Source organism: Bacillus sp. FSL K6-1338 (genome assembly GCF_038006965.1).
Taxonomy (GTDB): domain Bacteria; phylum Bacillota; class Bacilli; order Bacillales; family Bacillaceae_G; genus Bacillus_A; species Bacillus_A thuringiensis_S.
The window spans coordinates 3,582,332-3,605,198 of sequence record NZ_JBBOWI010000001.1 but is presented as its reverse complement, the minus strand read 5'-3'; the positions used below and the strand labels follow the sequence as shown (position 1 = coordinate 3,605,198).

The following is a 22,867-nucleotide window of genomic DNA, read 5'->3' as shown; positions in this document are numbered from 1 at the left end:
TGAATAGAAAGCATCTTTATCAACTATTTTTAGAATGTTAAATCAATAAGTAATTATTCAGTATTTGAATAAATTATGGGGGAATTGGTTTAGGGAAACAATTTTAAATGTGTCAAAACTCCAAACGTTGGATTTATATTCAATAGGAGAAAAAGATGTAGAATTTTGTCTTACAGTCCCCGTTTACTTTTCATTTCATTACATATAGGCTTTGTGGTGTAAGGGGGACATCACCTTTACGCAAAATCTATAAGGAGGTCATTGTAATGAAACAGATTAAAAAGTTTGCGGGAGTTGCTTTAGCGGGGACGATTGGATTAAGTGGACTACTGTTTTTAGAACCAAGTGTAAGCGTTGCGGAAGCACAGCAAGTGAAAGTGGAAAATTTCAATACAATTGATGTAACGATGGATCTAAATGAATTGTATGTATTAAGTGGCAGAAGTATTGATATTCTTTCTGGAGATAAAGAAGCAATTCAGTTAAATAAATACACAATTAGTTTTAATAAACCTGGGAAGTATGTGATTAAAGTAAATGGTTGTATTTATGATGATGTATATACTTTTATTGTGAATGAGTAGTATTATATATTCTTAAATTGCGAGATAAAAACAGAAACACCCTATTTGCGGCGGGAGTCGTAAATAGGGTGAATTTATTTGCATTAAGCAGTACTTTAAATATGTTCACTAATTTTCTTTTTGTTATGTAAAGTATGTAAAAGTGTTTGAAACATCTTAAATGATTGCTGAAAGATTGGACTTTGAATAAAGGTGTACAGAAAAGTTACGATGAAAACAGGACCTCCTAGCATAAATCCAATAACTAGTACAATACATTCTACTATGATTCTAGCACGGCTAATAGAAAGTCCTGTTTTGTCGGAAATAGTAAGCATGAATCCATCACGAGGGCCAGCGCCAATCCCAGCTGCAACGTACATCCCTCCCCCGATACCTGTAATGGCAATACCAGAAAATAAAATGAGTAAGTTTATCCATAAATAATTACTAGCGTCTGGAAGCATGTTTGATTGTAAGAAAAAGTCCATAATGGGACCGATAAGTAGTGCATTCAAAAATGTACCCACATTTATATATTTTCGATCTACTAGTAAAGATATTAGAACGAGACATAACCCACATATGACACTCCACGTACCGATGGTCCATCCAAACTTTTGGTAGAGAGCCATATTTAAAACTTCCCAAGGGTGCAAGCCTAGAAATTTAACTTTGACTGCAAGAGCGTTTCCAAGGCCAAAGAAAATTAATCCTAAGAAAAAAAGAAAATAGCGAAAGAGAGTTAGCCTCATCTTTAAAACCTCCCATATTTTATAATTATGTATGTTACCTGTTCCGGTTTTAATGTACAAATATTATGTCTTTTTATCATTCGTTTAAATGTGTTAACAATGCAAATGAAATATACATCTTCACAGTCAAAAAAGTTAAAATATTTCGTTTTAAGGATTATAATGGAGAGAGAAACATAAAAGGGAGTGAATGAACTTGAAACAAGAACTTATTGAAAGATTTACGAGATATGTAAAAATTGATACGCAATCAAATGAAGAAAGCAATACAGTACCAACAACACCAGGACAAATTGAGTTTGGTAAGTTATTAGTGGAAGAGCTAAAAGAAATTGGGTTAACAGAAGTAACGATGGATGATAATGGCTATGTAATGGCAACACTTCCAGCTAATACGGACAAGGATGTTCCTGTAATCGGATTTTTAGCTCATTTAGATACGGCAACAGACTTTACGGGGAAAAACGTCAAACCACAAATTCATGAAAATTTTGATGGTAATGCAATTACGTTAAATGAAGAGCTAAATGTTGTGCTAACACCAGAGCAGTTCCCAGAATTACCATCATATAAAGGACATACCATTATTACAACTGATGGTACAACACTTCTAGGAGCAGATGATAAAGCTGGTCTTACAGAAATTATGGTTGCAATGAACTATTTAATACATAATCCGCAAATTAAGCACGGGAAAATAAGAGTAGCATTTACACCGGATGAAGAAATTGGTCGTGGGCCAGCGCATTTTGATGTAGAGGCGTTTGGTGCATCATTCGCTTATACGATGGATGGAGGTCCATTAGGTGGTTTAGAGTATGAAAGTTTTAATGCTGCAGGTGCTAAGTTAACGTTTAACGGAACGAATACACATCCTGGAACAGCGAAAAATAAAATGCGCAATGCAACTAAACTGGCTATGGAGTTTAACGGGTATTTATCAGTAGAAGAGGCACCAGAATATACAGAAGGCTATGAAGGATTCTATCACTTACTTTCTTTAAATGGTGATGTTGAGCAAAGTAAAGCGTATTATATTATTCGAGACTTTGATCGTGAAAATTTTGAAGCGCGTAAAAATAACGTTAAAAATATTGTGAAGAATATGCAAGAAAAGTATGGCGAAGATGCAGTCGTTTTAGAAATGAATGATCAATACTATAACATGCTGGAAAAAATTGAACCGGTAAGAGAAATTGTTGATATTGCATATGAAGCAATGAAAAGTTTAGATATTGAACCAAATATTCACCCGATTCGCGGAGGCACAGATGGATCACAATTATCATATATGGGATTACCGACGCCGAATATTTTCACTGGTGGTGAAAACTATCACGGTAAATTTGAGTATGTTTCGGTAGATACTATGGAAAAAGCTGTTCAAGTTATTGTAGAAATTGCAAGACGTTTTGAGGAGCAAGCTTAAAAAAGAACCAAGTAGTACGAATGTGCTACTTGGTTCTTTTAATATAGTACTCGCCACAAATAAAAAGTCGCATAAGACTCCCAATTAGCCCAGTTTGCTGCAAAATCTTTTATTTCATTTTTAGTAGGTTTATTTTCGGAGCCTATTATAAATTTAATTGCATTATGCAGACCAACATCATCAATTGGAAAAGCTGAAGGAAATCTTAAACAACGCATTAAAACATAGTTGGCAGTCCATGGGCCGATACCATGGATAGCAGTTAACTGTTTTTCAGCAATTTTTATATTTTGTGTTTGTAGTAACTCCTCTTTTGACAGTTTTCTCTCTGTAATAAGCTTCGCAATACCGATTAAATATTCACATTTTCTAGTCGTCATTTTTAATTGTTGGAGATCTTCTAGATGTAGATTTGCAATTGTTTCAGGTGATGGGAAAATCCAATGTTTTCTACCGTCCCATTCTACATAACTTCCAAATTGCTCAACTAATCTTCTTTTTAGTGTATAAGCATATGTTAGGTTAATTTGTTGACCGATAATTCCCCAGGAAAGTGCCTCAAATAAGTCTGGAATACCTAAATTACGAAGGCCATAATATTGTTCAATTGGTCCTTGAAGGAGTAAATCATGTTTAGCTAATGTATAAAAAGGGGCTAAATCAGTAGTTAAATCAAACCATTCTTTTACATAGTTAGCTACAGCCTCACGTATCGATTTTTCAGATGTATATGATTCTTCTAAACAACGTATTTGAATATTGCCATCAGTATTCAAACTAATTTCAACTAAAGGATTTACATCTTGAACAGGGATAACTTTATAAATTTTGTTGTCTTCAATATGGAACATACATTCATTGTTCGAACGTGATAGATAGCGTAAATTTTCTTGGAAACAAAATTCTTTCGGAACTGCTACAGATAATGCGCTATTATATTCTGCTGTCATATGAATTCCACCTGCAATTTTTCTAATGCAAGCAATTTTTTCTTCATGTCTAATCCACCCCTAAATCCGGTTAGTTTCCCATTCTTCCCAATAACGCGATGACAAGGAATTGTAATAAGAAGAGGGTTAGCAGCAATAGCGGAAGCAACGGCGCGCACAGCTGTAGGTTTTTGAATTCTTTCAGCAATTTCTGTATAAGAATATGTCTTTCCATAAGGAATTTCACGTACCGTATTCCAAACAGATAATTGAAAATTAGTTCCATAAGCATCGATAGGGAATGTAAAAGTTTCTCGCTTGTTTTCTAAATACTCGATAACTTCTTTCGTATATATTTGCAAGTAATCTGGACTATGGATCAATATATGTTGGGGCAGTTTTTTTCTAGCCCATATATTTAATTCTTCAAAGTTTTCATCTTGTGATCCAATGAAACATAGTCCATTTTCAGTTGCAGCAATATGAAATCGCCAATTCTTATGTGTAAGTAGCGTCCAATATATATAATTATTTTTGTAGGAATTCATTATCGTATCCCTCTTTCATTTCGTTCTTTTTTCGATATTCAGTAGGAGTAAATCCGGCTTTCTTTTTAAATAAAGTTGCGAAATACTCTGGGTTTTCTATCCCGACAGCAGTACTAATTTCTTTAATAGATTGATTTGTGCGTAAAAGGTATTCGGTTGCTTTAAGAACCCTGAATTGTTGTATATATTCTATAGGAGTTAGCCCTATTATTTTTTTGAAAGTACGCTGCAAATGAAAAGGGCTACCGTGACACATTTCCGCAAGCATGTCGAGAGTTAAGGATTCGTCATAATGCTTTTCGATATAGTCTTTAATTTGTTCTACCCACTCTTCATTAGGCAAAGTGATCCCGTTTGGCTTACAACGTTTGCACGGGCGAAAGCTTTCACTTAATGCTTGTTCCGCATGATGAAAAATTCGTACATTGTTTCTATTCGGTATTCTTGATTTGCATGATGGTCTGCAAAAGATTCCAGTTGATTTCACAGCATAAAAGAATTTGCTATCATAGGAAGAATCATTATGAATAATTGCTTGCCAATACTCATTTGTTAATGTAACTCCTTCATTGTGCAAAGAACATCACCTCTGAAGTTAGTATAACCTGAATAAAGTGCGTATGTATGTATTCATAAATGTAAGAGCAAGATTACAAAGGTGGAAATATGATTGTTTTTCTATTTTGTGATAGCATGAACTTTGAAAGTGAACATCAAGAGGAGGACTATAAGTGAAGTTAATTTCATGGAATGTAAATGGTTTACGTGCAGTTATTGCAAAGGGTGGATTTTTAGAATATCTCGAAGAATCTAATGCAGATATATTTTGTCTGCAAGAGATTAAATTGCAAAGTGGCCAAATTGATTTAAATCTAGAGGGATATTATACATACTGGAATTACGCTGTGAAAAAAGGGTATTCGGGAACGGCTATTTTTACAAAAAAAGAACCGCTTTCTGTTACATACGGCTTAGAAATTGAAGAGCATGATCAAGAAGGGCGACTTATTACATTAGAATTCGAAGATTTTTACATGATCACGTTATATACACCAAATTCAAAACGTGGATTAGAACGATTAGATTACAGAATGAAATGGGAAGATGATTTCAGATCCTATATCAAACGATTAGATGAGAAAAAACCAGTTATTTTTTGTGGAGACCTAAATGTTGCTCATAAAGAAATCGATTTGAAAAATCCAAAAAGTAATCGTAAAAACCCTGGATTCTCCGATGAGGAACGAGAGAAATTTACATGTATTTTAGAAGAAGGATTTATTGATACGTATCGTTACCTTTATTCTGATCAAGAAGGTGCATACTCGTGGTGGTCGTATCGTATGGGCGCGAGAGCGAAAAATATCGGATGGCGTTTAGATTATTTTGTTGTTTCGGAAAGAATGAAAGACCAAATAACAGAAGCGAAAATTAATAGTGAAGTAATGGGATCAGACCATTGTCCAGTTGAATTACATATAAATTTCTAAAAAAAGAAGTATCTCCCTAAAATCAGGCGGATACTTCTTTTTTTAATTCAGTTTGTTAAAATTTTTCAAATCATTCTTGAAATAATTTCATATTAAATATATACTTAGTAACGATAATCATTATCAGTAGAAACGGTTATCAAGTGATGAAGGTGTAAAAGAATTATAGTCTAGGGGAAGTGAACGTGAATGAGTTCTGGATAAAATTATTAATCTAATGAAATATATATTTGAGACAAGGTTCATATAGTTAAATTTTATTGAGAATATAGTTTGAAAATTCGAGAGGAGACATATAAAGATGAACAAGAAATTATTTACTTTAGGGATGGTTACAGTTTTAAGTGTAGGTTTAGCGGCATGTAATAGTGCGGATAAAACTTCAGGCGAGCAAAAACAACAGACAAAAGCTACGGAAACGAAAAAAGATGAAAAACGAAAAATTACATATTTAGGTAAAGAATATACAGTGCCAGCAAAAGTAGATAAAATTGCGACAGCTAGTTTAGAGTCAATGGAAGATGCGGCGGTACTTGGAATTAAACCAGTTGGTGCCATTACTGTAGGTGGTAAATTACCAAAATACCTTGAAAAAGAGTTAGAAGGTGCGAAATCTGTTGGTGAGAAAATGCAACCAAATTTCGAAACATTACTACAATTAAAACCAGATGTTATTACATCGAGTACGAAATTCCCAGCAGAAACAGCTGAAAAGTTTACGAAAGTAGCTCCTACATTCCCGGTATCACACGTTTCAACAAATTGGGAAGATAACTTAAAGTTAATGGGAGAATTAACTGGTAAAAAAGATAAAGCAGAAAAAATTATTAAAGACTACAATTCGGACGCTGAAAAAGCAAAAGCAAAACTAGGAGATAAGTTAAAAGATAAAAAAGTACTTGTCATTAGATTAAGAGCAAACGAATTATTCTTATATCCAGATGGAGTATACTTCAACCCTGTAATTTATAAAGATCTTGGACTAACTGCTCCAGAACAATTGAAAACTGTAAAAGCACAAGAGAAAATTTCATTTGAAAAACTTGCTGAACTTAACCCAGATTATATTTTCTTACAATATGAGGCAAGTGAAAATAAAAACCCGAAAGTGTTAGAAGAAATTGAAAGTAATCCAATTTGGCAAAGTATGAATGCTGCGAAGGAAAAGAAAGTATTTGTAAATGTTGTAGATCCAATGGCACAAGGTGGTACTGCTTGGAGTAAAACAGCATTCTTAAAAGAAGCAGTGAAAAATTTATCTAAATAATACAATAAGTAAGGTGCGTTGAATGATATGCAGAAAACAAATGCAGTACCAGTAACCATATTATGTATAGCACCCATACTCATCTTATTTACAGTTATACTTTCGATTTTGTATGGGGCGAAAAGTATTGATGCTGAAACAGTGTGGAACGCATTATTTCATTTTGATTCAAGCGATGTAAATCATAATATTATTATTACTTCACGTTTACCAAGGGTAGTTGCAGCTCTTTTAGTCGGAGCATTTCTAGCCATATCAGGAGCACTTATGCAGGGGATGACAAGAAACTATCTTGCATCCCCTTCTATTATGGGTGTGACGGATGGCGCTGCCTTTGTTATTACACTTTGTATGATCTTTCTTCCGGGAATGTCATCAATTGGTATGGTTTTATGTTCAATGATTGGTTCTGCACTAGGAGCCGGTATCGTGTTTGGTTTTGGTTCGCTCCTTCAAAATGGCTTATCACCAGTTAGGTTAGCGATTATAGGGACAGTTATTGGAACATTTTTAAGCAGTGTATCGGCTGCAATGGCTTCATATTTTCAAATTTCTCAAAATGTTAGTTTTTGGTTTAATGCAAAATTAGATCAAGTAGATCCTAATATCATTAAAATCACGATACCGTTTGGGATAATTGGAATAATTTTAGCGCTGTTAATATCAAAATCTATTACCATTCTTTCATTAGGCGAAGAGGTTTCTATTAATTTAGGGCAGCGTACAAAACTAGTTAAAGCGATGGCAATTTTATCAGTTATCTTTTTAACAGGAACAGCAGTTGCTTTAGTGGGGAAAGTTGGTTTTGTAGGTTTAATTATTCCGCACATTACTCGCTTTATAATTGGGGTAGATTATAAGTGGATTTTGCCATGTGCAGGCGTTATTGGTGGCGTTTTCTTAGCGTTATGTGATGTTTTAAGTAGATTTGTAAATTATCCATTTGAAACGCCAATTGGAGTCGTAACATCTTTAATTGGAATTCCTTTCTTCCTTTATTTAATTCGTACAAGAGGAGGAGAGAGACATGCTTAAAAGTTCAAGTCAACGTTTTGGAATGACGATGGGGATTATTGTATTTTTAATACTATGTGCCATTTACATTAGTTTAACGAATGGTACGTTTGATATTACGATTACAGATGTATTTAAAACACTTTTTAGAATTGATCCAGTACCAGAACATGATTTAGTTATTTTTGAGTTTCGCCTTCCGCGTATTGTAATTGCTGGATTAGTAGGATTAGGCCTTGGTGTTGCGGGTGCCGTTATTCAAGGGATTACAAGAAATGGATTGGCAGACCCAGGTATTTTAGGCGTAAACGCCGGAGCAGGAACAGCCATCGTTATTTTTATGTTTTTCTTTCAAGGGCAACTAAAGAGCACAGATTGGATTTCTATAATGATGATGCCTATGTTTGGTTTAATAGGTGGATTAGGTGCAGCGCTAATCATTTATTTGTTTTCTTGGAAAAACGGTAAGTTAGATTCGCAACGACTGTTATTAACAGGGATTGCAATCGGTTCAGGGTTTGGAGCATTCTCTATGTATTTATCACTCAAAATGAAGTCAACCGATTTCGAGATGGCTGCAGTGTGGGTGTCTGGAAGTATATATAGTGCAAACTGGAAGTATATTGTGGCTATGTTACCATGGCTTATTATCTTAATTCCGCTTATACAAAAGAAAGCTTATTTATTAGATTTATTTCAATTGGAAGAAACGAGTATTACAAGTTTAGGTGTTTCAGTAGAAAGAGAGAAATCGATTTTACTGTTAAGTAGTATCGGACTTGTGAGCGCATGTGTTGCTGTTTCAGGGAGTATCGGTTTTATTGGACTAATGGCACCGCATATAGCGAAAAGACTTGTCGGTATTCAACATAAGTATATAATTCCTACGTGCGGCGTAATAGGAATGTTTCTTGTAATTGCTTCAGACTTTATTGCGAAAACAGTTTTCACACCTGTAGAGCTACCAGTTGGAATCGTTATTTCTATTGTCGGTGTACCGTATTTCTTATATTTACTTTATAAGGCGAAAGCGTAAGAGGAGGAATAAAAGTGAGTATTTTAAGTGCAAAAAATTTAGAAACAAGTTATGAAAAGCTTACAGTGTTTCGCGATTTAAATGTGGAAATACAAGAAGGAAAAGTAACGACAATTATAGGTCCAAACGGTTGCGGTAAATCGACATTGTTAAAAACAATGGGAAGAATTTTAAAACAAAAAAGCGGAAAAGTATATTTGCAAGGGCAAGATTTACATACAATTCCAACGAAAGAAATTGCGAAGCAGTTAGCTTTACTCCCGCAAACGCCAATTGCACCAGGTGAACTTAAAGTGGAAGAATTAATTTCTTATGGACGCTATCCACATCGAAATAACGTAAATAAGTTAACGACAAAAGATAAAGAAATGATTGATTGGGCATTAGATATAACGAAAACTTCTGAATTTCGGACGAGACAAATTGCAAATTTATCGGGCGGTCAAAGACAAAAGGTATGGCTAGCGATGGCATTAGCACAAGAGACAGAAGTGTTGCTATTAGATGAGCCAACTACATACCTTGATATGTCTCATCAATTAGATGTATTACAAATTGTGGAGAAGTTAAATAAAGAACATAATTGTACGGTTGTTATGGTATTACATGATATTAATCATGCAGCAAGGTTTTCAGATGAAATTATTGCAATGAAGGAAGGAGAAATTGTTATAACTGGTAGCCCAGAAGAAATCATTACAAATGAAGTGTTAAAAGAAGTATTTCATATTGATGCGCGTGTCATGATTGATCCGTATAACGGGGCTCCTGTTTGTTTCGGTTATGATAGCGTTGTATCTCAAGAAGAAAAAATCGAAATATATGTAACAAGTTAAAAAGGGGGGGATAGGGTGAATACTACAGTTGAAAAACAGCAGATTATAACATCTAATACAGAGCAGTGGAAAATGTATTCAAAATTAAAAGGTAAAGAATATCAAATTCATATTTCAAAGCCGAGGCAACCAGCACCGGATTCAGGATATCCTGTCATTTACGTATTAGATGGCAATGCCTTTTTTCAAACATTTCATGAAGCAGTTAAAATACAATCAGTAAGAGCGGAAAAAACCGGTGTTTCACCAGCTGTTATAGTAGGAGTGGGTTATCCAATTGAAGGCGCATTTTCAGGGGAAGAAAGATGCTATGATTTTACGCCTAGCGTAATTTCAAAAGATGCTCCTTTAAAACCAGATGGTAAACCGTGGCCTAAAACAGGAGGAGCACATAATTTCTTTACTTTTATTGAAGAAGAACTGAAACCACAAATTGAAAAGAATTTTGAGATTGATAAAGGTAAGCAAACGTTATTTGGGCATTCTTTAGGTGGACTATTTGCTCTCCATATACTATTTACAAACTTAAATGCTTTTCAAAATTATTTTATTAGTAGTCCATCTATATGGTGGAATAATAAATCTGTACTTGAAAAAGAAGAGAACCTTATACATGAATTAAACAATGCTAAGTTTGAAACAGGAGTGTTCCTTACAGTTGGGTCACTAGAACGAGAGCATATGGTTGTAGGTGCAAATGAATTATCAGAGCGCCTTCTCCAAGTAAACCACGATAAACTTAAATTTAAGTTTTATGAAGCTGAAGGAGAGAATCATGCATCTGTTGTGCCGACGTCTTTAAGTAAAGGATTGAGATTTATTAGTTACGTATAGGAAAAAAGGTAAGCAATTGCTTACCTTTTTTCCTTATTGTTTAAAGGCAACGTATCCATCAATTAAAAAACTAGTGAAAAAGCGAGTCATTTGAGTAAAGCCACATTCCTCCATAATAGTTAATAAATTAGCTTCGGAAATAGGAAATATTTCTGTTTCAAAAGAATTTTCAAATCGGTCCCAATCTTCTAATGGAATTTGATTTTGCATCATATGATTGCGCCAAGCATGTAATTGTGTAGAAAACATACTTGTATGGGGCACACCATTTATTGAAGCGAGAAAGAATGGCGCACCAGGCTTTAGGCGATTACTAATATCATTAATAAGTTCTTTTTTCTCCTTATTAGTTGGAATGAAGTGCAGGACAAGCATACAGGTGGCAGCGTCAAATAACTGATTTGGTAATAATGTATGGATAGTTCCATGTACAAGATGAACATGGTTTTGTATGCCTTCGTTTTTAATTCTTTTTTTAGCTAACTGTAGCATGCTTTCAGATGGATCGACCCCTGTAAAAGATAAGTTGTTATTTTGTTTGCCTATTGAGAGAATTTCTTGTCCGCCACCAGCACCTATAACTAGTAAATTTGGATTCATGTTTTTTATAGGGAGTGTAGTAAATAAAAAATGGTTCATCATTTCATATAGGTGGTAGTAGCCTGGGATTTTACATGGAATTCTTTGTTCATATGAATTTACGGTAGTATCATTCCAATTCATTTTTAACCTCCTAAGTATGTGTTTTATAGGTTTATTATGAAATGAAATTATGAAGGGGAACAATCCCGTAAATCTGGGGGGGAAGAGGATGCATGAAAAAACAATGAAAGAAATTAAAATGGTAGCGAATCATATAAGTTCTATAAGATCATTTCAAGAGTCATTTCTCCACTTGATACGTAAAGTTATTGATTTTGACGCCGCTTGTTTTACAACTATAGACCCAATTTCTTTTTTATCTACTGGGGCATTTACCGATGAGAGTGTTGAAAAGATTCATCCACAATTGTTTATGAATGAATTTTTAGAAGATGATTTTAATAAATTTAAATGTTTAACAGAACACTCTCCTCATGTTGCTTCTCTAAGTATGGCGACAAATGGTGAACAAAAGAAAAGCTCTAGATACCGAAATATTTTAAAACCAGCAAGTTTTGGAGATGAATTAAGGGGCGTTTGTATGAGTAAGGGGAAATGTTATGGCCATCTTAGTTTATTTCGAGGAAGTATAAGTCCCGCTTTTCATATCGATGATTGTAAGTACTTAGCAACGATAGTCCCAATCGCTGGAGAGGCTTTAAAGAAGACAGTTTCTATACCTTTTTCAGAAGAGAAGGTGATAGGCACAGGTACGATTATAGTAAGTGAGGATTTTAGTGTATTATATTGGAATCAAGGTGGCAGCGAGTGGCTTTCAAATCTTAGAAAGCATGAACAGTTAAATATAAAAGAAATACCAAGGCCAATACGTGCGGTTTGTTCGAAAGTAAAGGCTAACGAGTATAATGTAGGGTGTATGAATAGAGAAGAAAACGTTTGTCTACCTTTAGCCTATGGCCATTTTTTAATCATTCGGGCTAGTAAGTTAGAACGTACAAGTAGTTTTCAAGGTGGTTATATTGTTCTATTCGAAAGAGCAAGACCGGAAGAGATTTTTCCACTTATTATGGAAGCTTATAGTTTTACAATACGTGAGAAGCAAGTAATACGTAAAATTCTTACAGGTATGTCGACAAAGGAATTAGCCCAAGAACTTTGTATATCTATATACACGGTACAAGATCATTTAAAATCCATTTTTGAAAAGACTGGGGTAAGTAGCAGAAATGAACTTGTGTGGGAAGTATTTTCGAAGTTTTGCTTTGATGTCAATGAATGAAAATAAAACAACTCTACAAAGATCACATGAAGTACGGTGGATGAGTTGTAGGATTGGACTTAAAAAGGTTATGGATGAAACGTTCCATAACCTTTTTTGATATGTAGAATTGTCCTTTTTGAACGTTTTGTTTCAACTTTTCGTCTAAAGAGACAAAAAGTTGTCACAATTCGGTCACAATTAGCATAAACATAAAATAGACGAAATGAACTTATTTCCAAAAAGGCTTAGTTCATTCCAATCATGATTCGTAGAGCTGCAAAAGCATGGATTAAAAGTTCACTATATTTTCAAGGAGGTAGATCGTATGAAAACTATTCTTGCTATCGCTGGGCTTATTTGGGTTTTATCACATGGAATTCCAATTTATGAAGGAGAACAAATTCGCAGTGCTCTGAATAAAAATTTTAATGAATATCATGTTATTGATCGGCAAGATAATGTTGTGACAGTTCGTGTAAATGACTGTTTTCATACGGTAACCGTGGAAGGAACTTCAGTAGTGAATGATGAAAAAGTATGTGATCAGCAATAATTATATATAGAAGGAAAAAAGTCTCAATTTATACACGTATAAATTGAGACTTTTGTATTTATGGATGAATAATAAGAGGGGATGGATAATCCCCTCTTATTATTTTTTTGAAAAAAGGAAAGGGTATCATGATAATTGAGGCTGAGAAGCTAATAAGTTGTTAAGAATAGGCATAAAGTGTAAATATACTCTTATGGGGTATCATGCGTAGATATTTAATGCTATAATTGGTATACTCATAAAAACAATTGTTTTATTGGATGAAGAGAAACTTTAAGAAGGTGATAATATGGATCATAAAGAGAATGAAGCAGTAACACATAGATCAGAAAAAGAAAAAGAACAGATTATAAATAGATTAAAGAGAATTGAAGGACAGGTTCGCGGTATTCAAAATATGATTGAAAATGATCGTTATTGCGTGGATATTTTAGTGCAAATTTCAGCGATTAATGCAGCGATGAAAAAAGTAGGAATGGGCGTTCTCAAAAATCATACGAGTCATTGTGTTTCAGGAGCTATTAAAAATGGAAATGGTGACGAAGCAATTGAAGAATTAATGACAGTATTTGAACGTTTTTCAAAAGCGTAAAAACAAGCTAGTATTTAACTGGCTTGTTTTTTTGTTTACCCTTATATTGGATTTTGGTGTATTGTAGTGAAAAAGTGTGTGTAAAATAAACTTTTAGAAAATAATTGACAAATCATGATATAAAACCATTGATTACCTTAGGGGGGTATGGTAAGATGTAATTGTGATTAACAAACAATGAATAAACAAGAGGAGGATTTTAAATGGAACAGTTAACATTACAAGTTGAAGGTATGTCTTGTGGACATTGTGTAAATGCTATCGAAAGCAGTGTGAAAGAGCTAAACGGTGTTGAACAAGTGAAGGTTCAATTAGCAGAAGGAACTGTTGAAGTTACTATCGATTCGTCTGCTGTAACATTAAAAGATATCGTTGCTGTAATCGAAGATCAAGGATACGATGTTCAATAATTATTTTTAGATATGGAGATAAATCGTACTTTAAATGAAGTACGATTTATTTTGCTAATAATTATACCTCATAAGGGTATATAGAGGTGAGAGACATGAATGAAAAAAAAGAGGCCAATCTTCAAATATCAGGAATGACATGTGCGGCATGTGCAAATAGAATTGAAAAAGGTCTAAAAAAAGTAGAAGGTGTTCATGAGGCAAATGTAAATTTTGCGCTTGAAAAAACAAAAATAATGTACGATCCAACTAAAACAAATCCGCAACAATTTAAAGAAAAAGTTGAATCGTTAGGATATGGAATTGTAAGTGATAAAGCTGAATTTACTGTTTCAGGAATGACATGTGCAGCATGTGCAAATAGAGTTGAAAAGCGTTTAAATAAGTTAGATGGTGTGAACAAGGCGACAGTAAATTTTGCTTTAGAATCAGCCACAGTAGACTTTAATCCTGATGAAGTTAATGTAAATGAAATGAAGAGCGTGATTACGAAGCTAGGATATAAATTAGAAGTGAAACCAGATGATCAAGATGCATCAACTGATCATCGATTACAAGAAATTGAGCGACAAAAGAAGAAGTTTATTATTTCGTTTATTTTATCTTTCCCATTATTGTGGGCAATGGTTAGTCATTTCTCATTTACTTCGTTTATTTATTTACCAGATATGTTAATGAACCCTTGGGTGCAACTAACACTTGCAACTCCTGTTCAATTTATCATTGGTGGACAGTTTTATGTTGGGGCTTATAAAGCGTTACGCAATAAAAGTGCTAATATGGATGTTCTCGTGGCGCTTGGAACGTCGGCCGCCTATTTCTATAGTGTATATTTAAGTATTCAATCTATTGGTTCTTCGGAACATATGACAGATTTATATTTTGAAACGAGTGCGGTACTTATTACATTAATTATTTTAGGTAAATTATTTGAAGCGAAAGCAAAAGGGCGCTCATCAGAAGCGATTAAAAAATTGATGGGTTTACAAGCGAAGACAGCTACAGTTGTGCGAGATGGAACAGAAATAAAAATTTTGATTGAAGAAGTAGTAGCTGGTGATATCGTCTATGTAAAGCCTGGTGAAAAAATCCCAGTAGATGGGGAAATTGTAGAAGGAAAGTCAGCGATAGATGAATCGATGTTAACAGGCGAAAGTATTCCGGTTGATAAAACAATTGGAGATGGAGTAATCGGTTCTACAATAAATAAAAATGGGTTTTTAAAAGTGAAAGCCACTAAGGTAGGCAGAGATACTGCATTAGCTCAAATTATTAAAGTAGTAGAAGAGGCTCAAGGTTCAAAAGCTCCTATTCAAAGGGTAGCAGATCAAATTTCAGGTATTTTCGTACCAGTTGTAGTTGTGATTGCAATTATCACATTTGCAGTGTGGATGCTATTTGTTACACCTGGTGATTTTGGCGGAGCACTTGAGAAAATGATTGCCGTACTTGTTATCGCTTGTCCGTGTGCATTAGGGCTTGCAACGCCTACATCTATTATGGCAGGATCAGGAAGATCGGCTGAGTATGGTATTTTATTTAAGGGCGGGGAGCATTTAGAAGCAACACACCGATTAGATACAGTTATTCTAGATAAAACAGGTACTGTGACAAACGGGAAGCCGGTGTTAACAGATGTAATTGTAGCAGATGGATTCCGTGAAGAAGAAATACTACGTTTAGTAGGGGCAGCAGAAAGAAATTCTGAACATCCACTTGCAGAAGCGATTGTAGAAGGAATTAAAGAAAAGAAAATTGATATCCCAAGTTCAGAAACGTTTGAAGCGATTCCAGGATTCGGTATCGAATCAGTTGTAGAAGGAAAACAATTATTAATTGGCACACGTCGATTAATGAAGGAATTCAATATTGATATTGAAGAAGTTTCTAAATCAATGGAAGCGCTAGAACGAGAAGGAAAAACAGCAATGCTTATTGCAATCGATAAAGAATATGCCGGTATAGTTGCCGTTGCAGATACTGTGAAAGATACTTCAAAAGCAGCTATCGCAAGACTGAAAAAAATGGGTCTAGACGTTGTGATGATTACAGGAGATAATACACAAACTGCTCAGGCGATTGCAAAGCAAGTTGGTATTGATCACGTAATTGCAGAAGTATTGCCAGAAGGAAAAGCAGAAGAAGTGAAAAAACTCCAAGCACAAGGTAAGAAAGTAGCAATGGTTGGAGATGGAATAAATGATGCTCCTGCTCTTGCTACGGCGGATATCGGTATGGCAATTGGAACAGGAACGGATGTAGCGATGGAAGCGGCAGATATTACGTTAATCCGTGGGGATTTAAATAGTATTGCTGATGCGATCTTTATGAGTAAAATGACGATAAGAAATATTAAACAAAATTTATTCTGGGCATTAGCTTATAACGCGTTAGGAATTCCAATCGCGGCATTAGGCTTCTTAGCACCTTGGGTTGCTGGAGCAGCGATGGCATTTAGTTCTGTATCCGTTGTATTAAATGCATTAAGATTACAAAGAGTTAAATTAAAGTCTTAAAAAGCTACATTAAAGTAATTGAATAGAATTAAAAAACAATACTTTGAATAAGTATTGTTTTTTTGTTCGTATAGAAATTAAAACGATATAATAAAGAAGAAATATGGAATCGTATGTAGTAGAAAAGTTAAGAGGTAGTTTGGTAAGGAGACTTATATATGTTAAAAGATATTATAGTTAGAACATTTCAGAAAGAAGATTTAGAGCAAGTATTACAATTGTTCTATGAGACAGTTCATACGGTTAATGCAAAAGATTATAATGAGTTACAGCTACAGGCGTGGGCACCAAATCGACTAGATAGAGAAAGCTGGTTAAAGTCTTTAGAGAAGAATATTAGTTATGTAGCGGATCATAACGGTGTGATATTGGGATTTGGGGATTATAACGATGATCATTACGTAGATCGTTTATTTACACATAAAGATTATCAAGGGAAAAGAGTCGCTTCATACATACTACAGATGTTAGAAAAAGAAGCAGTGAAATTGGGGCATAGGGAGATATATACAGAGGCGAGCATTACCGCAAAACCTTTTTTTAAAAGTAAAGGTTTTATTTGCATAAAAGAACAAAAGAAACAGCATAATGGTCAGATTTTTATTAATTATGTTATGAAAAAAATATCCTTCTCATAAATGAGAAGGATATTTTTCATTATTTTACAGCTTCTTTTAGTTCTTTACCAGCTTTGAAAGCAGGTACTTTAGAAGCTGCGATTTGCATTTCTTCACCAGTTTGTGGGTTACGGCCTGTACGAGCAGCTCTTTCGCGAACTTCGAATGTACCGAATCCGATAAGTTGTACTTTTTCACCAGCAGCTAAAGTGTTAGTGATTGATTCTACTACAGTTTGTACAACTACAGTAGCTTCTTTTTGAGAAATCTCAGCATTTTGTGCTACGTTTTTAATTAATTCTGTTTTGTTCATGTTTTTCACCTCATATGTAAATAATGCTATTTAAGTTGTTATTATAACGTATAAAACATTCGAGAACAAGTGTACGTACATATATTCGCAAAAAAAATGAAATTTGTAATATTTTTTAGGACACTTTATAGACATTCCATTTAAGCGGATAGAGATTTGTTCTTCATTTCAGTCTTCTCTTGATGAGAAGGTAGTTTCTTATTATAAGATATGAAGTAAGGTAGTGCTACAAATAACATACCCCCTACTAAATTTCCAAAGAAAACAAAAATAAAGTTTGGAAAATATTCAGCCCAAGTGAAATGACCGGCAAAAATCGCAGCTGGGATGACAAACATATTGGCTACAACGTGTTGAAATCCAATTGCAACAAAAGTCATAACTGGGAACCAAATACCGATAATCTTTCCGATAAATTCTTTACTTCCCATACTGAGCCAAACAGCTAAACAAACGAGCCAATTACATCCGATTGCAGAAATAAATGCTTGCAATGGTGTATCTTGTAGTTTCGCTTGAGCGATAGAAATAGTTTTCGCTAAAAAAGCTCCTTCAGTTAAGCCGACGATATGACCGAAAAAATAGGCTACGAATACAGCTCCTATGAAATTGCTAAATGTAACAATAACTAAATTTCGTATGAAATAAAATAAAGTAATTTTCTTTTGGAACCAGGCCATAGAAACTGTCATCATGTTACCAGTAACTAGTTCACCGCCTGCAAGAATAACGAGAATAAGACCAATAGGGAATACAGCAGCGCCTAGAAAACTAGAAAATGATCCCCAATATTTTGGCATTGTCCCAATAACATGATATCTAGTAAATACCCTAATGAGATAAAAGCACCACCAAAAAAACCAAGAATTAGTATAGGGAGCAATGATAAATGACCTTTTTTCCTTCCTGAATTCGCAGCAAGTTTCGTAATTTCTTCTGGTGTAAATACAGACATGAATAACCCCTCCGTAATAAAATGATGGAATGAATAGAAAAAATTCAAAAATCTACGTATTATAAAAATATGTTATGACTTCTGTATAAAATTGTCAAAGTGAATAGAGAGGGAACGACATATTGATAACATTGTTCATGTTGTCACATTAATGTAACAATAAGGATTTAAAGTGTTTCTAGAGGTGAAAACATGAATACGAATCATGTAAAAAAAGAACGAAAAAAATCAATCGTAAAGATATTTATTATTATTTTTATAAGTATATTAATGATACCAGTAAGTTTGTATTATTATGCGACAGAAATAGAACGAAAATTAGTAACAGTTACGTGGAATGAAATAGAAGCTTCTGCAATTCCTAAAGAATTTAATAATAAAAAAATATTACAGTTTTCAGATGTACATTTAGGACCAGAGTTTACACTGAAACAACTTGAACATTTAGTGGAGAAGATGAATGGATTACATCCAGATATAGTAGTTTTTACTGGAGATTTAATAGATAAATTTGGGTCTTATAGTGCGGAAAGAGAAGAAGCGAAGGCTATTTTGCAGAAAATTTACGCTCCCTTAGGGAAATATGCTGTGTTTGGGAATCATGATAGGGGCGGGGGCGGTAGTTTATTTTACAAAAAATATATGGAGGAAGCTGGTTTTTCTGTATTAGTAAATGAAGTGCAGAAAATTAAAGTGGAAAACGGCAAATATATTACAATATCAGGTTTGGATGATTTTCTATTAGGGAAGCCGCAAATAGATTCAACTTTAAAAAACTTGAAACAAAATGATTTCAACATGTTATTAGTACATGAGCCGGATGTTGTAACCAAAATCAATCGTTACCCAGTTGATCTTCAACTGTCAGGACATAGTCACGGAGGACAAGTCCAAATTCCTTTTGTAGGTCCGTTAATTACTACCAAACTAGCTGAGAACTATGTTGAAGGTATGTATGAAGTAGAGGGGAAGAGTAAGCCGTTATATTTATATGTAAATCGTGGCATTGGGACTACTAGGATGCCTGTTAGATTTTGGAGTGTACCTGAACTTTCAATTTTTGTGTTGAAGCAAAATAGTGACTAGAATAGTAGGAGGACTTTTAGAGAAAGTTCTCTTTTTTTAATAGTTAAATACTGAATATTATGTAAGTTTTGTTTAAAGTGTTAAATAAAGAAAGGGGAATTTCTAGGATAGAAACATGGCATAAAGAATTGGAAAGTTTATATAATCAAATAGTTTCATGACGAAGAGATTTTCATCAATATCCAGAGCTAGCGTTTCAAGAAATAGAAACGCCGAGAAAAATAGCTGAAATCTTAAAAAGTTTTCATATTGATGTGAAAACAAATATCGGGAGCAGAGGAGTAATCGGCGTAATTGAAGGTGGAAGACCTGGGAAGACGATAGCGCTACGTGCTGATTTTGATGAACAAGCAATGTTAATTGGTGGTAAATTACTTTTAAGTCTTGTGAATAGTTATGTAAGAGATGAAAAAGAATCTCTTCATCATGTAGAAGTGAAAAAGTAATTTACATAAATAAAAAACAACAATAGGTTATGTAACCTATTGTTGTTTTTTATTATTTTTGCAAGGAAAGATTATCAAAATATGTTCTGTAAGTATTAGAGAATTCAAAGTTGTTTTTTGCATCCCAATTAATAGACCAAGACATTAGGCCGCGGAATGCAGGATAGCCACTCTGATTTGAAAGTTTATACTTTCCTCCGAAAGGAATGCCCTTAATGATATAATCTAAAGCTTTTTTCATTTCAGTTGGAGAAATGTACCCGCCACTTGGAGCGGCCGCTGGAGCTGCAGGAAGTCCAATTATGACTTGATCCGAACGAAGAGCTGGGAAAATGTTATTTGCATTACCACCTACAGGAAAACCATGTAAGAGCATATCCGCCATAGCGACTTCGTAGTCTGCAGTACCTTGATTGTAGTTATTACCGTCCATTCCAATCCCGCTACCAGCATTGTAGTGTTGAACGTGAATGTATGTTAGTTTATCTTTCACTCCATAAATAATTGGTAAATATGCACCCCAGATGCTTCCGTATGCGCTATAACCGCCTTGAACATAAGCTGTTTCAGGAGCCATGCTTAATAGAAAATCTGGACCATAATGATCTGAGATTGTTCGAATAGCTGATATAAGATTTACGATTTGAGGAGTAGTTGGGTTTTTGAAATTAGTGTCATTTCCGTTTAAGTAAATACCCGATTCAAGGTCAATATCTATTCCATCAAAAGCATATTTATCAATCAGAGATTGTATGGAATTAATAAAACGTTGCTTAGCGGCATTGTCAGGGAGTAAAACGACCCCATTTTGTCCACCTATTGAAAGAACTACTTTCTTTCCTTTACTTTTTAAATAAGAAATATCTGATTTGAATTCTGCATCTGTACCATATACAGGGGAAAATTCAACAGTGGAACGATCACCACCAGTTTCACCGAAAGATACATTGATTACATCCCATTTTGGTGAAACGTCTCTTAATTTAATAATGCCAGTACCGTTATCGAAGTTATGCCAGTATCCAACGAGTAATTTTGAACCTAAATTGTTTGCTGCTTGTGTTTGGAGAGGGGATAACGGTAGTAGTAAGAACATTACTAAAATACAACAAAAAAATTTGAACTTGTTTAACATATTAACACTCCTATACAAAAAGTTGTCTAGATGTATAATCTTGTTTATTTAATGATATCTGAAAATTCTTTCTTTTGTAAGAGGACTATAATTTTCTCAACAATTGTGTATGGGAAAGTATTAAACCTAATGAAATAATTTTTGAAGGAGATTGAATTGCAATTGTTAAATTCAGAATATTTTGATATATTTTAAAGTATAGGACAAAATCTTTCGCACAGTACTCTTACATAAATTTCAAAATTTAGTTTGGAAGGGGATGTACAAGAGTTGGATAAAAATCTTAAGAAAGACCTCAAAATACGCCACATTACAATGATCTCAATTGGTGGCGTAATAGGAGCTGGTTTGTTTGTTGGAAGTGGTGCGGTTGTGCATTCGGCAGGACCTGGTTCTATCGTTTCATATGCATTAGCAGGGCTTCTAGTTATTTTCGTTATGAGAATGCTGGGGGAAATGGCAGCTATTAATCCGACAAGTGGTTCATTTGCAACATATGCAAGAGAAGCAATTGGTCCATGGGCAGGTTATACAATTGGGTGGCTATATTGGTTTTTCTGGGTAATTGTTATTGCAATAGAAGCTACAGCAGGTGCTGGTATTATTCAATACTGGATTCAGGAAATCCCACTCTGGTTATTAAGCTTAATATTAACGATTTTATTAACGTTGACGAATGTTTTCTCGGTGAAATCATTTGGAGAATTTGAATATTGGTTTTCATTTATTAAAGTAATAAGTATTGTTTTGTTCCTTTGCTTAGGTCTTGCTGTTATTTTAGGATTTGTACCAGGAACGGAAGCACCTGGCACTTCGAATTTAGTAGGGCAAGGAGGATTTATGCCAAATGGTATAAGTTCGGTGTTACTTGGAATTACCGTCGTTATATTTTCATTTATGGGATCAGAGATTGTTGCTGTAGCCGCTGGAGAGTCTGCCGAACCTGTAAAAGCAGTAAAAACAGCAACAAATAGTGTGATTTGGCGTATTCTCGTATTTTTCATTGGATCGATCGCTGTAGTTGTTACACTCCTTCCGTGGAATTCAGCGAACATACTAAAAAGCCCATTTGTGGCGGTATTGGAACATATAGGGATACCAGCGGCAGCACAAATTATGAATTTTATCGTTTTAACAGCTGTACTTTCTTGTTTAAATTCGGGTTTATATACGAACTCAAGAATGCTTTTTTCAATGGCAGAAAGAGGAGATGCACCAAAGGCATTTTTGAAATTGAATAGTAGTGGTGTTCCGGTTCGGGCGGTTTTATTTGGAACTTTCTTTGCTTACATTGGAGTTGTTTTTAGTTACATATCTCCAGATAAAGTATTTTTATTTTTAGTGAATGCATCTGGCGGTATTGCATTACTCGTTTATCTCGTTATAGCAATTTCACATTTCAAGATACGTAAAAAAATGAGGAAAGCAGAACAACAAAATTTGAAAGTGAAGATGTGGCTTTTTCCATATGTAACATATGTTACAATTGCTGCGATTATAGCAGTTTTAGTTGCAATGATCGCAATTGAATCTTTACGTTCACAGGCACTATTAATGATACTTGTTACTCTTCTTATAATAATTTCTTATTTTATTTTTAATAGAAATAAAAATAGTACAGTATTGAATTCCGAAAGTAAAAATGAGGAATCTGTTCGATTCTAATTTCTTGTTTTAGA

General features: G+C 34.3%; 23 protein-coding genes and 2 pseudogenes. 17 read left to right on the top strand and 8 right to left on the bottom strand.

Going from position 1 to position 22,867, the window contains the following annotated elements; all coding sequences use genetic code 11:
* Window positions 1-266 precede the first annotated feature (266 nt).
* On the top strand, window positions 267-584 hold the full coding sequence (locus NZ044_RS18400) for a hypothetical protein (protein WP_000809494.1): 318 nt from the start codon (window positions 267-269) through the stop codon (window positions 582-584).
* 95 nt (window positions 585-679) lie between these two features.
* On the opposite strand, the gene NZ044_RS18395 is transcribed toward NZ044_RS18400, so the two are convergent.
* On the bottom strand, window positions 680-1,318 hold the full coding sequence (locus NZ044_RS18395; protein ID WP_029443085.1) for a YczE/YyaS/YitT family protein: 639 nt from the start codon (window positions 1,316-1,318) through the stop codon (window positions 680-682).
* A gap of 196 nt (window positions 1,319-1,514) precedes the next feature.
* Here NZ044_RS18395 and pepT point away from each other — a divergent pair, with 196 nt between their 5' ends.
* Window positions 1,515-2,747 carry a peptidase T gene (gene pepT, locus NZ044_RS18390; RefSeq protein ID WP_016080578.1) on the top strand — a complete coding sequence of 411 codons (1,233 nt, stop codon included), beginning with the start codon at window positions 1,515-1,517 and terminating at the stop codon, window positions 2,745-2,747.
* A gap of 38 nt (window positions 2,748-2,785) precedes the next feature.
* On the opposite strand, the gene NZ044_RS18385 is transcribed toward pepT, so the two are convergent.
* From NZ044_RS18385 to NZ044_RS18375, 3 genes are read right to left on the bottom strand one after another with little or no spacing between them, the layout of a single operon-like run.
* Window positions 2,786-3,697 (bottom strand): DNA-3-methyladenine glycosylase 2, encoded by a 912-nt coding sequence (locus tag NZ044_RS18385; protein ID WP_029443084.1) that lies wholly within the window; start codon window positions 3,695-3,697, stop codon window positions 2,786-2,788.
* The gene (locus tag NZ044_RS18380; RefSeq protein WP_016080580.1) at window positions 3,694-4,224 is read right to left on the bottom strand and encodes a methylated-DNA--[protein]-cysteine S-methyltransferase; all 531 of its coding nucleotides are present in this window, start codon (window positions 4,222-4,224) and stop codon (window positions 3,694-3,696) included. Before NZ044_RS18380 ends, NZ044_RS18385 begins: the two co-directional genes overlap by 4 nt.
* Window positions 4,205-4,801: a bifunctional transcriptional activator/DNA repair enzyme AdaA gene (locus NZ044_RS18375; protein WP_098505704.1), complete on the bottom strand. Its 597-nt coding sequence runs from the start codon at window positions 4,799-4,801 to the stop codon at window positions 4,205-4,207. The genes NZ044_RS18380 and NZ044_RS18375 overlap by 20 nt, the downstream gene beginning before the upstream one ends.
* Before the next feature lie 154 nt (window positions 4,802-4,955).
* On the opposite strand from NZ044_RS18375, the gene NZ044_RS18370 reads away from it, so the two are divergent.
* The 6 genes from NZ044_RS18370 to NZ044_RS18345 all read left to right on the top strand — a co-directional run bounded on the left by NZ044_RS18370 (window position 4,956) and on the right by NZ044_RS18345 (window position 10,701).
* Window positions 4,956-5,714 (top strand): exodeoxyribonuclease III, encoded by a 759-nt coding sequence (locus tag NZ044_RS18370; RefSeq protein ID WP_000767606.1) that lies wholly within the window; start codon window positions 4,956-4,958, stop codon window positions 5,712-5,714.
* Between the two features lie 301 nt (window positions 5,715-6,015).
* Entirely contained in the window at window positions 6,016-6,981 is a 966-nt protein-coding gene (locus tag NZ044_RS18365) for an iron-hydroxamate ABC transporter substrate-binding protein (protein ID WP_001035504.1), read from the top strand.
* A gap of 27 nt (window positions 6,982-7,008) precedes the next feature.
* Window positions 7,009-8,016 (top strand): FecCD family ABC transporter permease, encoded by a 1,008-nt coding sequence (locus NZ044_RS18360; protein WP_001173054.1) that lies wholly within the window; start codon window positions 7,009-7,011, stop codon window positions 8,014-8,016.
* Window positions 8,009-9,031, top strand: coding sequence for a FecCD family ABC transporter permease (locus NZ044_RS18355; protein WP_000920455.1), 1,023 nt, complete (start codon window positions 8,009-8,011; stop codon window positions 9,029-9,031). The genes NZ044_RS18360 and NZ044_RS18355 overlap by 8 nt, the downstream gene beginning before the upstream one ends.
* Window positions 9,032-9,045: 14 nt before the next feature.
* Entirely contained in the window at window positions 9,046-9,867 is an 822-nt protein-coding gene (locus NZ044_RS18350; RefSeq protein WP_000025762.1) for an ABC transporter ATP-binding protein, read from the top strand.
* 15 nt (window positions 9,868-9,882) lie between these two features.
* Complete coding sequence (locus tag NZ044_RS18345; RefSeq protein ID WP_001098706.1) at window positions 9,883-10,701, top strand: alpha/beta hydrolase; 819 nt, start codon at window positions 9,883-9,885, stop codon at window positions 10,699-10,701.
* Window positions 10,702-10,734: 33 nt separating this feature from the next.
* Here NZ044_RS18345 and NZ044_RS18340 read toward each other — a convergent pair whose 3' ends face one another.
* Window positions 10,735-11,424, bottom strand: coding sequence for a class I SAM-dependent methyltransferase (locus tag NZ044_RS18340; RefSeq protein ID WP_001104343.1), 690 nt, complete (start codon window positions 11,422-11,424; stop codon window positions 10,735-10,737).
* Window positions 11,425-11,512: 88 nt separating this feature from the next.
* Here NZ044_RS18340 and NZ044_RS18335 point away from each other — a divergent pair, with 88 nt between their 5' ends.
* From NZ044_RS18335 to NZ044_RS18310, 6 genes are all read left to right on the top strand, one after another.
* Window positions 11,513-12,583, top strand: coding sequence for a helix-turn-helix transcriptional regulator (locus tag NZ044_RS18335; protein ID WP_000544759.1), 1,071 nt, complete (start codon window positions 11,513-11,515; stop codon window positions 12,581-12,583).
* A 307-nt stretch (window positions 12,584-12,890) separates the two neighbouring features.
* Window positions 12,891-13,118, top strand: a complete 228-nt coding sequence (locus tag NZ044_RS18330; RefSeq protein WP_000849105.1) for a hypothetical protein — start codon at window positions 12,891-12,893, stop codon at window positions 13,116-13,118.
* Between the two features lie 289 nt (window positions 13,119-13,407).
* On the top strand, window positions 13,408-13,710 hold the full coding sequence (locus NZ044_RS18325) for a metal-sensing transcriptional repressor (RefSeq protein WP_000349643.1): 303 nt from the start codon (window positions 13,408-13,410) through the stop codon (window positions 13,708-13,710).
* Window positions 13,711-13,913: 203 nt separating this feature from the next.
* Window positions 13,914-14,120, top strand: coding sequence for a copper chaperone CopZ (gene copZ, locus NZ044_RS18320; protein WP_000436973.1), 207 nt, complete (start codon window positions 13,914-13,916; stop codon window positions 14,118-14,120).
* Window positions 14,121-14,215: 95 nt separating this feature from the next.
* On the top strand, window positions 14,216-16,636 hold the full coding sequence (locus NZ044_RS18315; RefSeq protein WP_001003184.1) for a heavy metal translocating P-type ATPase: 2,421 nt from the start codon (window positions 14,216-14,218) through the stop codon (window positions 16,634-16,636).
* A gap of 158 nt (window positions 16,637-16,794) precedes the next feature.
* A complete protein-coding gene (locus tag NZ044_RS18310) occupies window positions 16,795-17,274 on the top strand; it encodes a GNAT family N-acetyltransferase (RefSeq protein WP_000910172.1) in 480 nt (159 codons plus the stop codon).
* Window positions 17,275-17,293: 19 nt separating this feature from the next.
* On the opposite strand, the gene NZ044_RS18305 is transcribed toward NZ044_RS18310, so the two are convergent.
* Window positions 17,294-17,566 (bottom strand): HU family DNA-binding protein, encoded by a 273-nt coding sequence (locus tag NZ044_RS18305; RefSeq protein ID WP_001043904.1) that lies wholly within the window; start codon window positions 17,564-17,566, stop codon window positions 17,294-17,296.
* A 140-nt stretch (window positions 17,567-17,706) separates the two neighbouring features.
* Window positions 17,707-18,521 (bottom strand): annotated as a pseudogene (locus NZ044_RS18300) (formate/nitrite transporter family protein).
* A 192-nt stretch (window positions 18,522-18,713) separates the two neighbouring features.
* On the opposite strand from NZ044_RS18300, the gene NZ044_RS18295 reads away from it, so the two are divergent.
* Window positions 18,714-19,607 (top strand): metallophosphoesterase, encoded by an 894-nt coding sequence (locus NZ044_RS18295; RefSeq protein ID WP_098505705.1) that lies wholly within the window; start codon window positions 18,714-18,716, stop codon window positions 19,605-19,607.
* Window positions 19,608-19,714: 107 nt separating this feature from the next.
* Window positions 19,715-19,951 (top strand): annotated as a pseudogene (locus NZ044_RS18290) (amidohydrolase); the annotation flags it as partial.
* A gap of 154 nt (window positions 19,952-20,105) precedes the next feature.
* Here the strand turns inward: NZ044_RS18290 and NZ044_RS18285 are convergent.
* Window positions 20,106-21,188 carry a chitinase gene (locus NZ044_RS18285; RefSeq protein ID WP_044782938.1) on the bottom strand — a complete coding sequence of 361 codons (1,083 nt, stop codon included), beginning with the start codon at window positions 21,186-21,188 and terminating at the stop codon, window positions 20,106-20,108.
* A gap of 270 nt (window positions 21,189-21,458) precedes the next feature.
* On the opposite strand from NZ044_RS18285, the gene gabP reads away from it, so the two are divergent.
* Window positions 21,459-22,853: a GABA permease gene (gene gabP / locus NZ044_RS18280; RefSeq protein ID WP_118961873.1), complete on the top strand. Its 1,395-nt coding sequence runs from the start codon at window positions 21,459-21,461 to the stop codon at window positions 22,851-22,853.
* Window positions 22,854-22,867 lie beyond the last annotated feature (14 nt).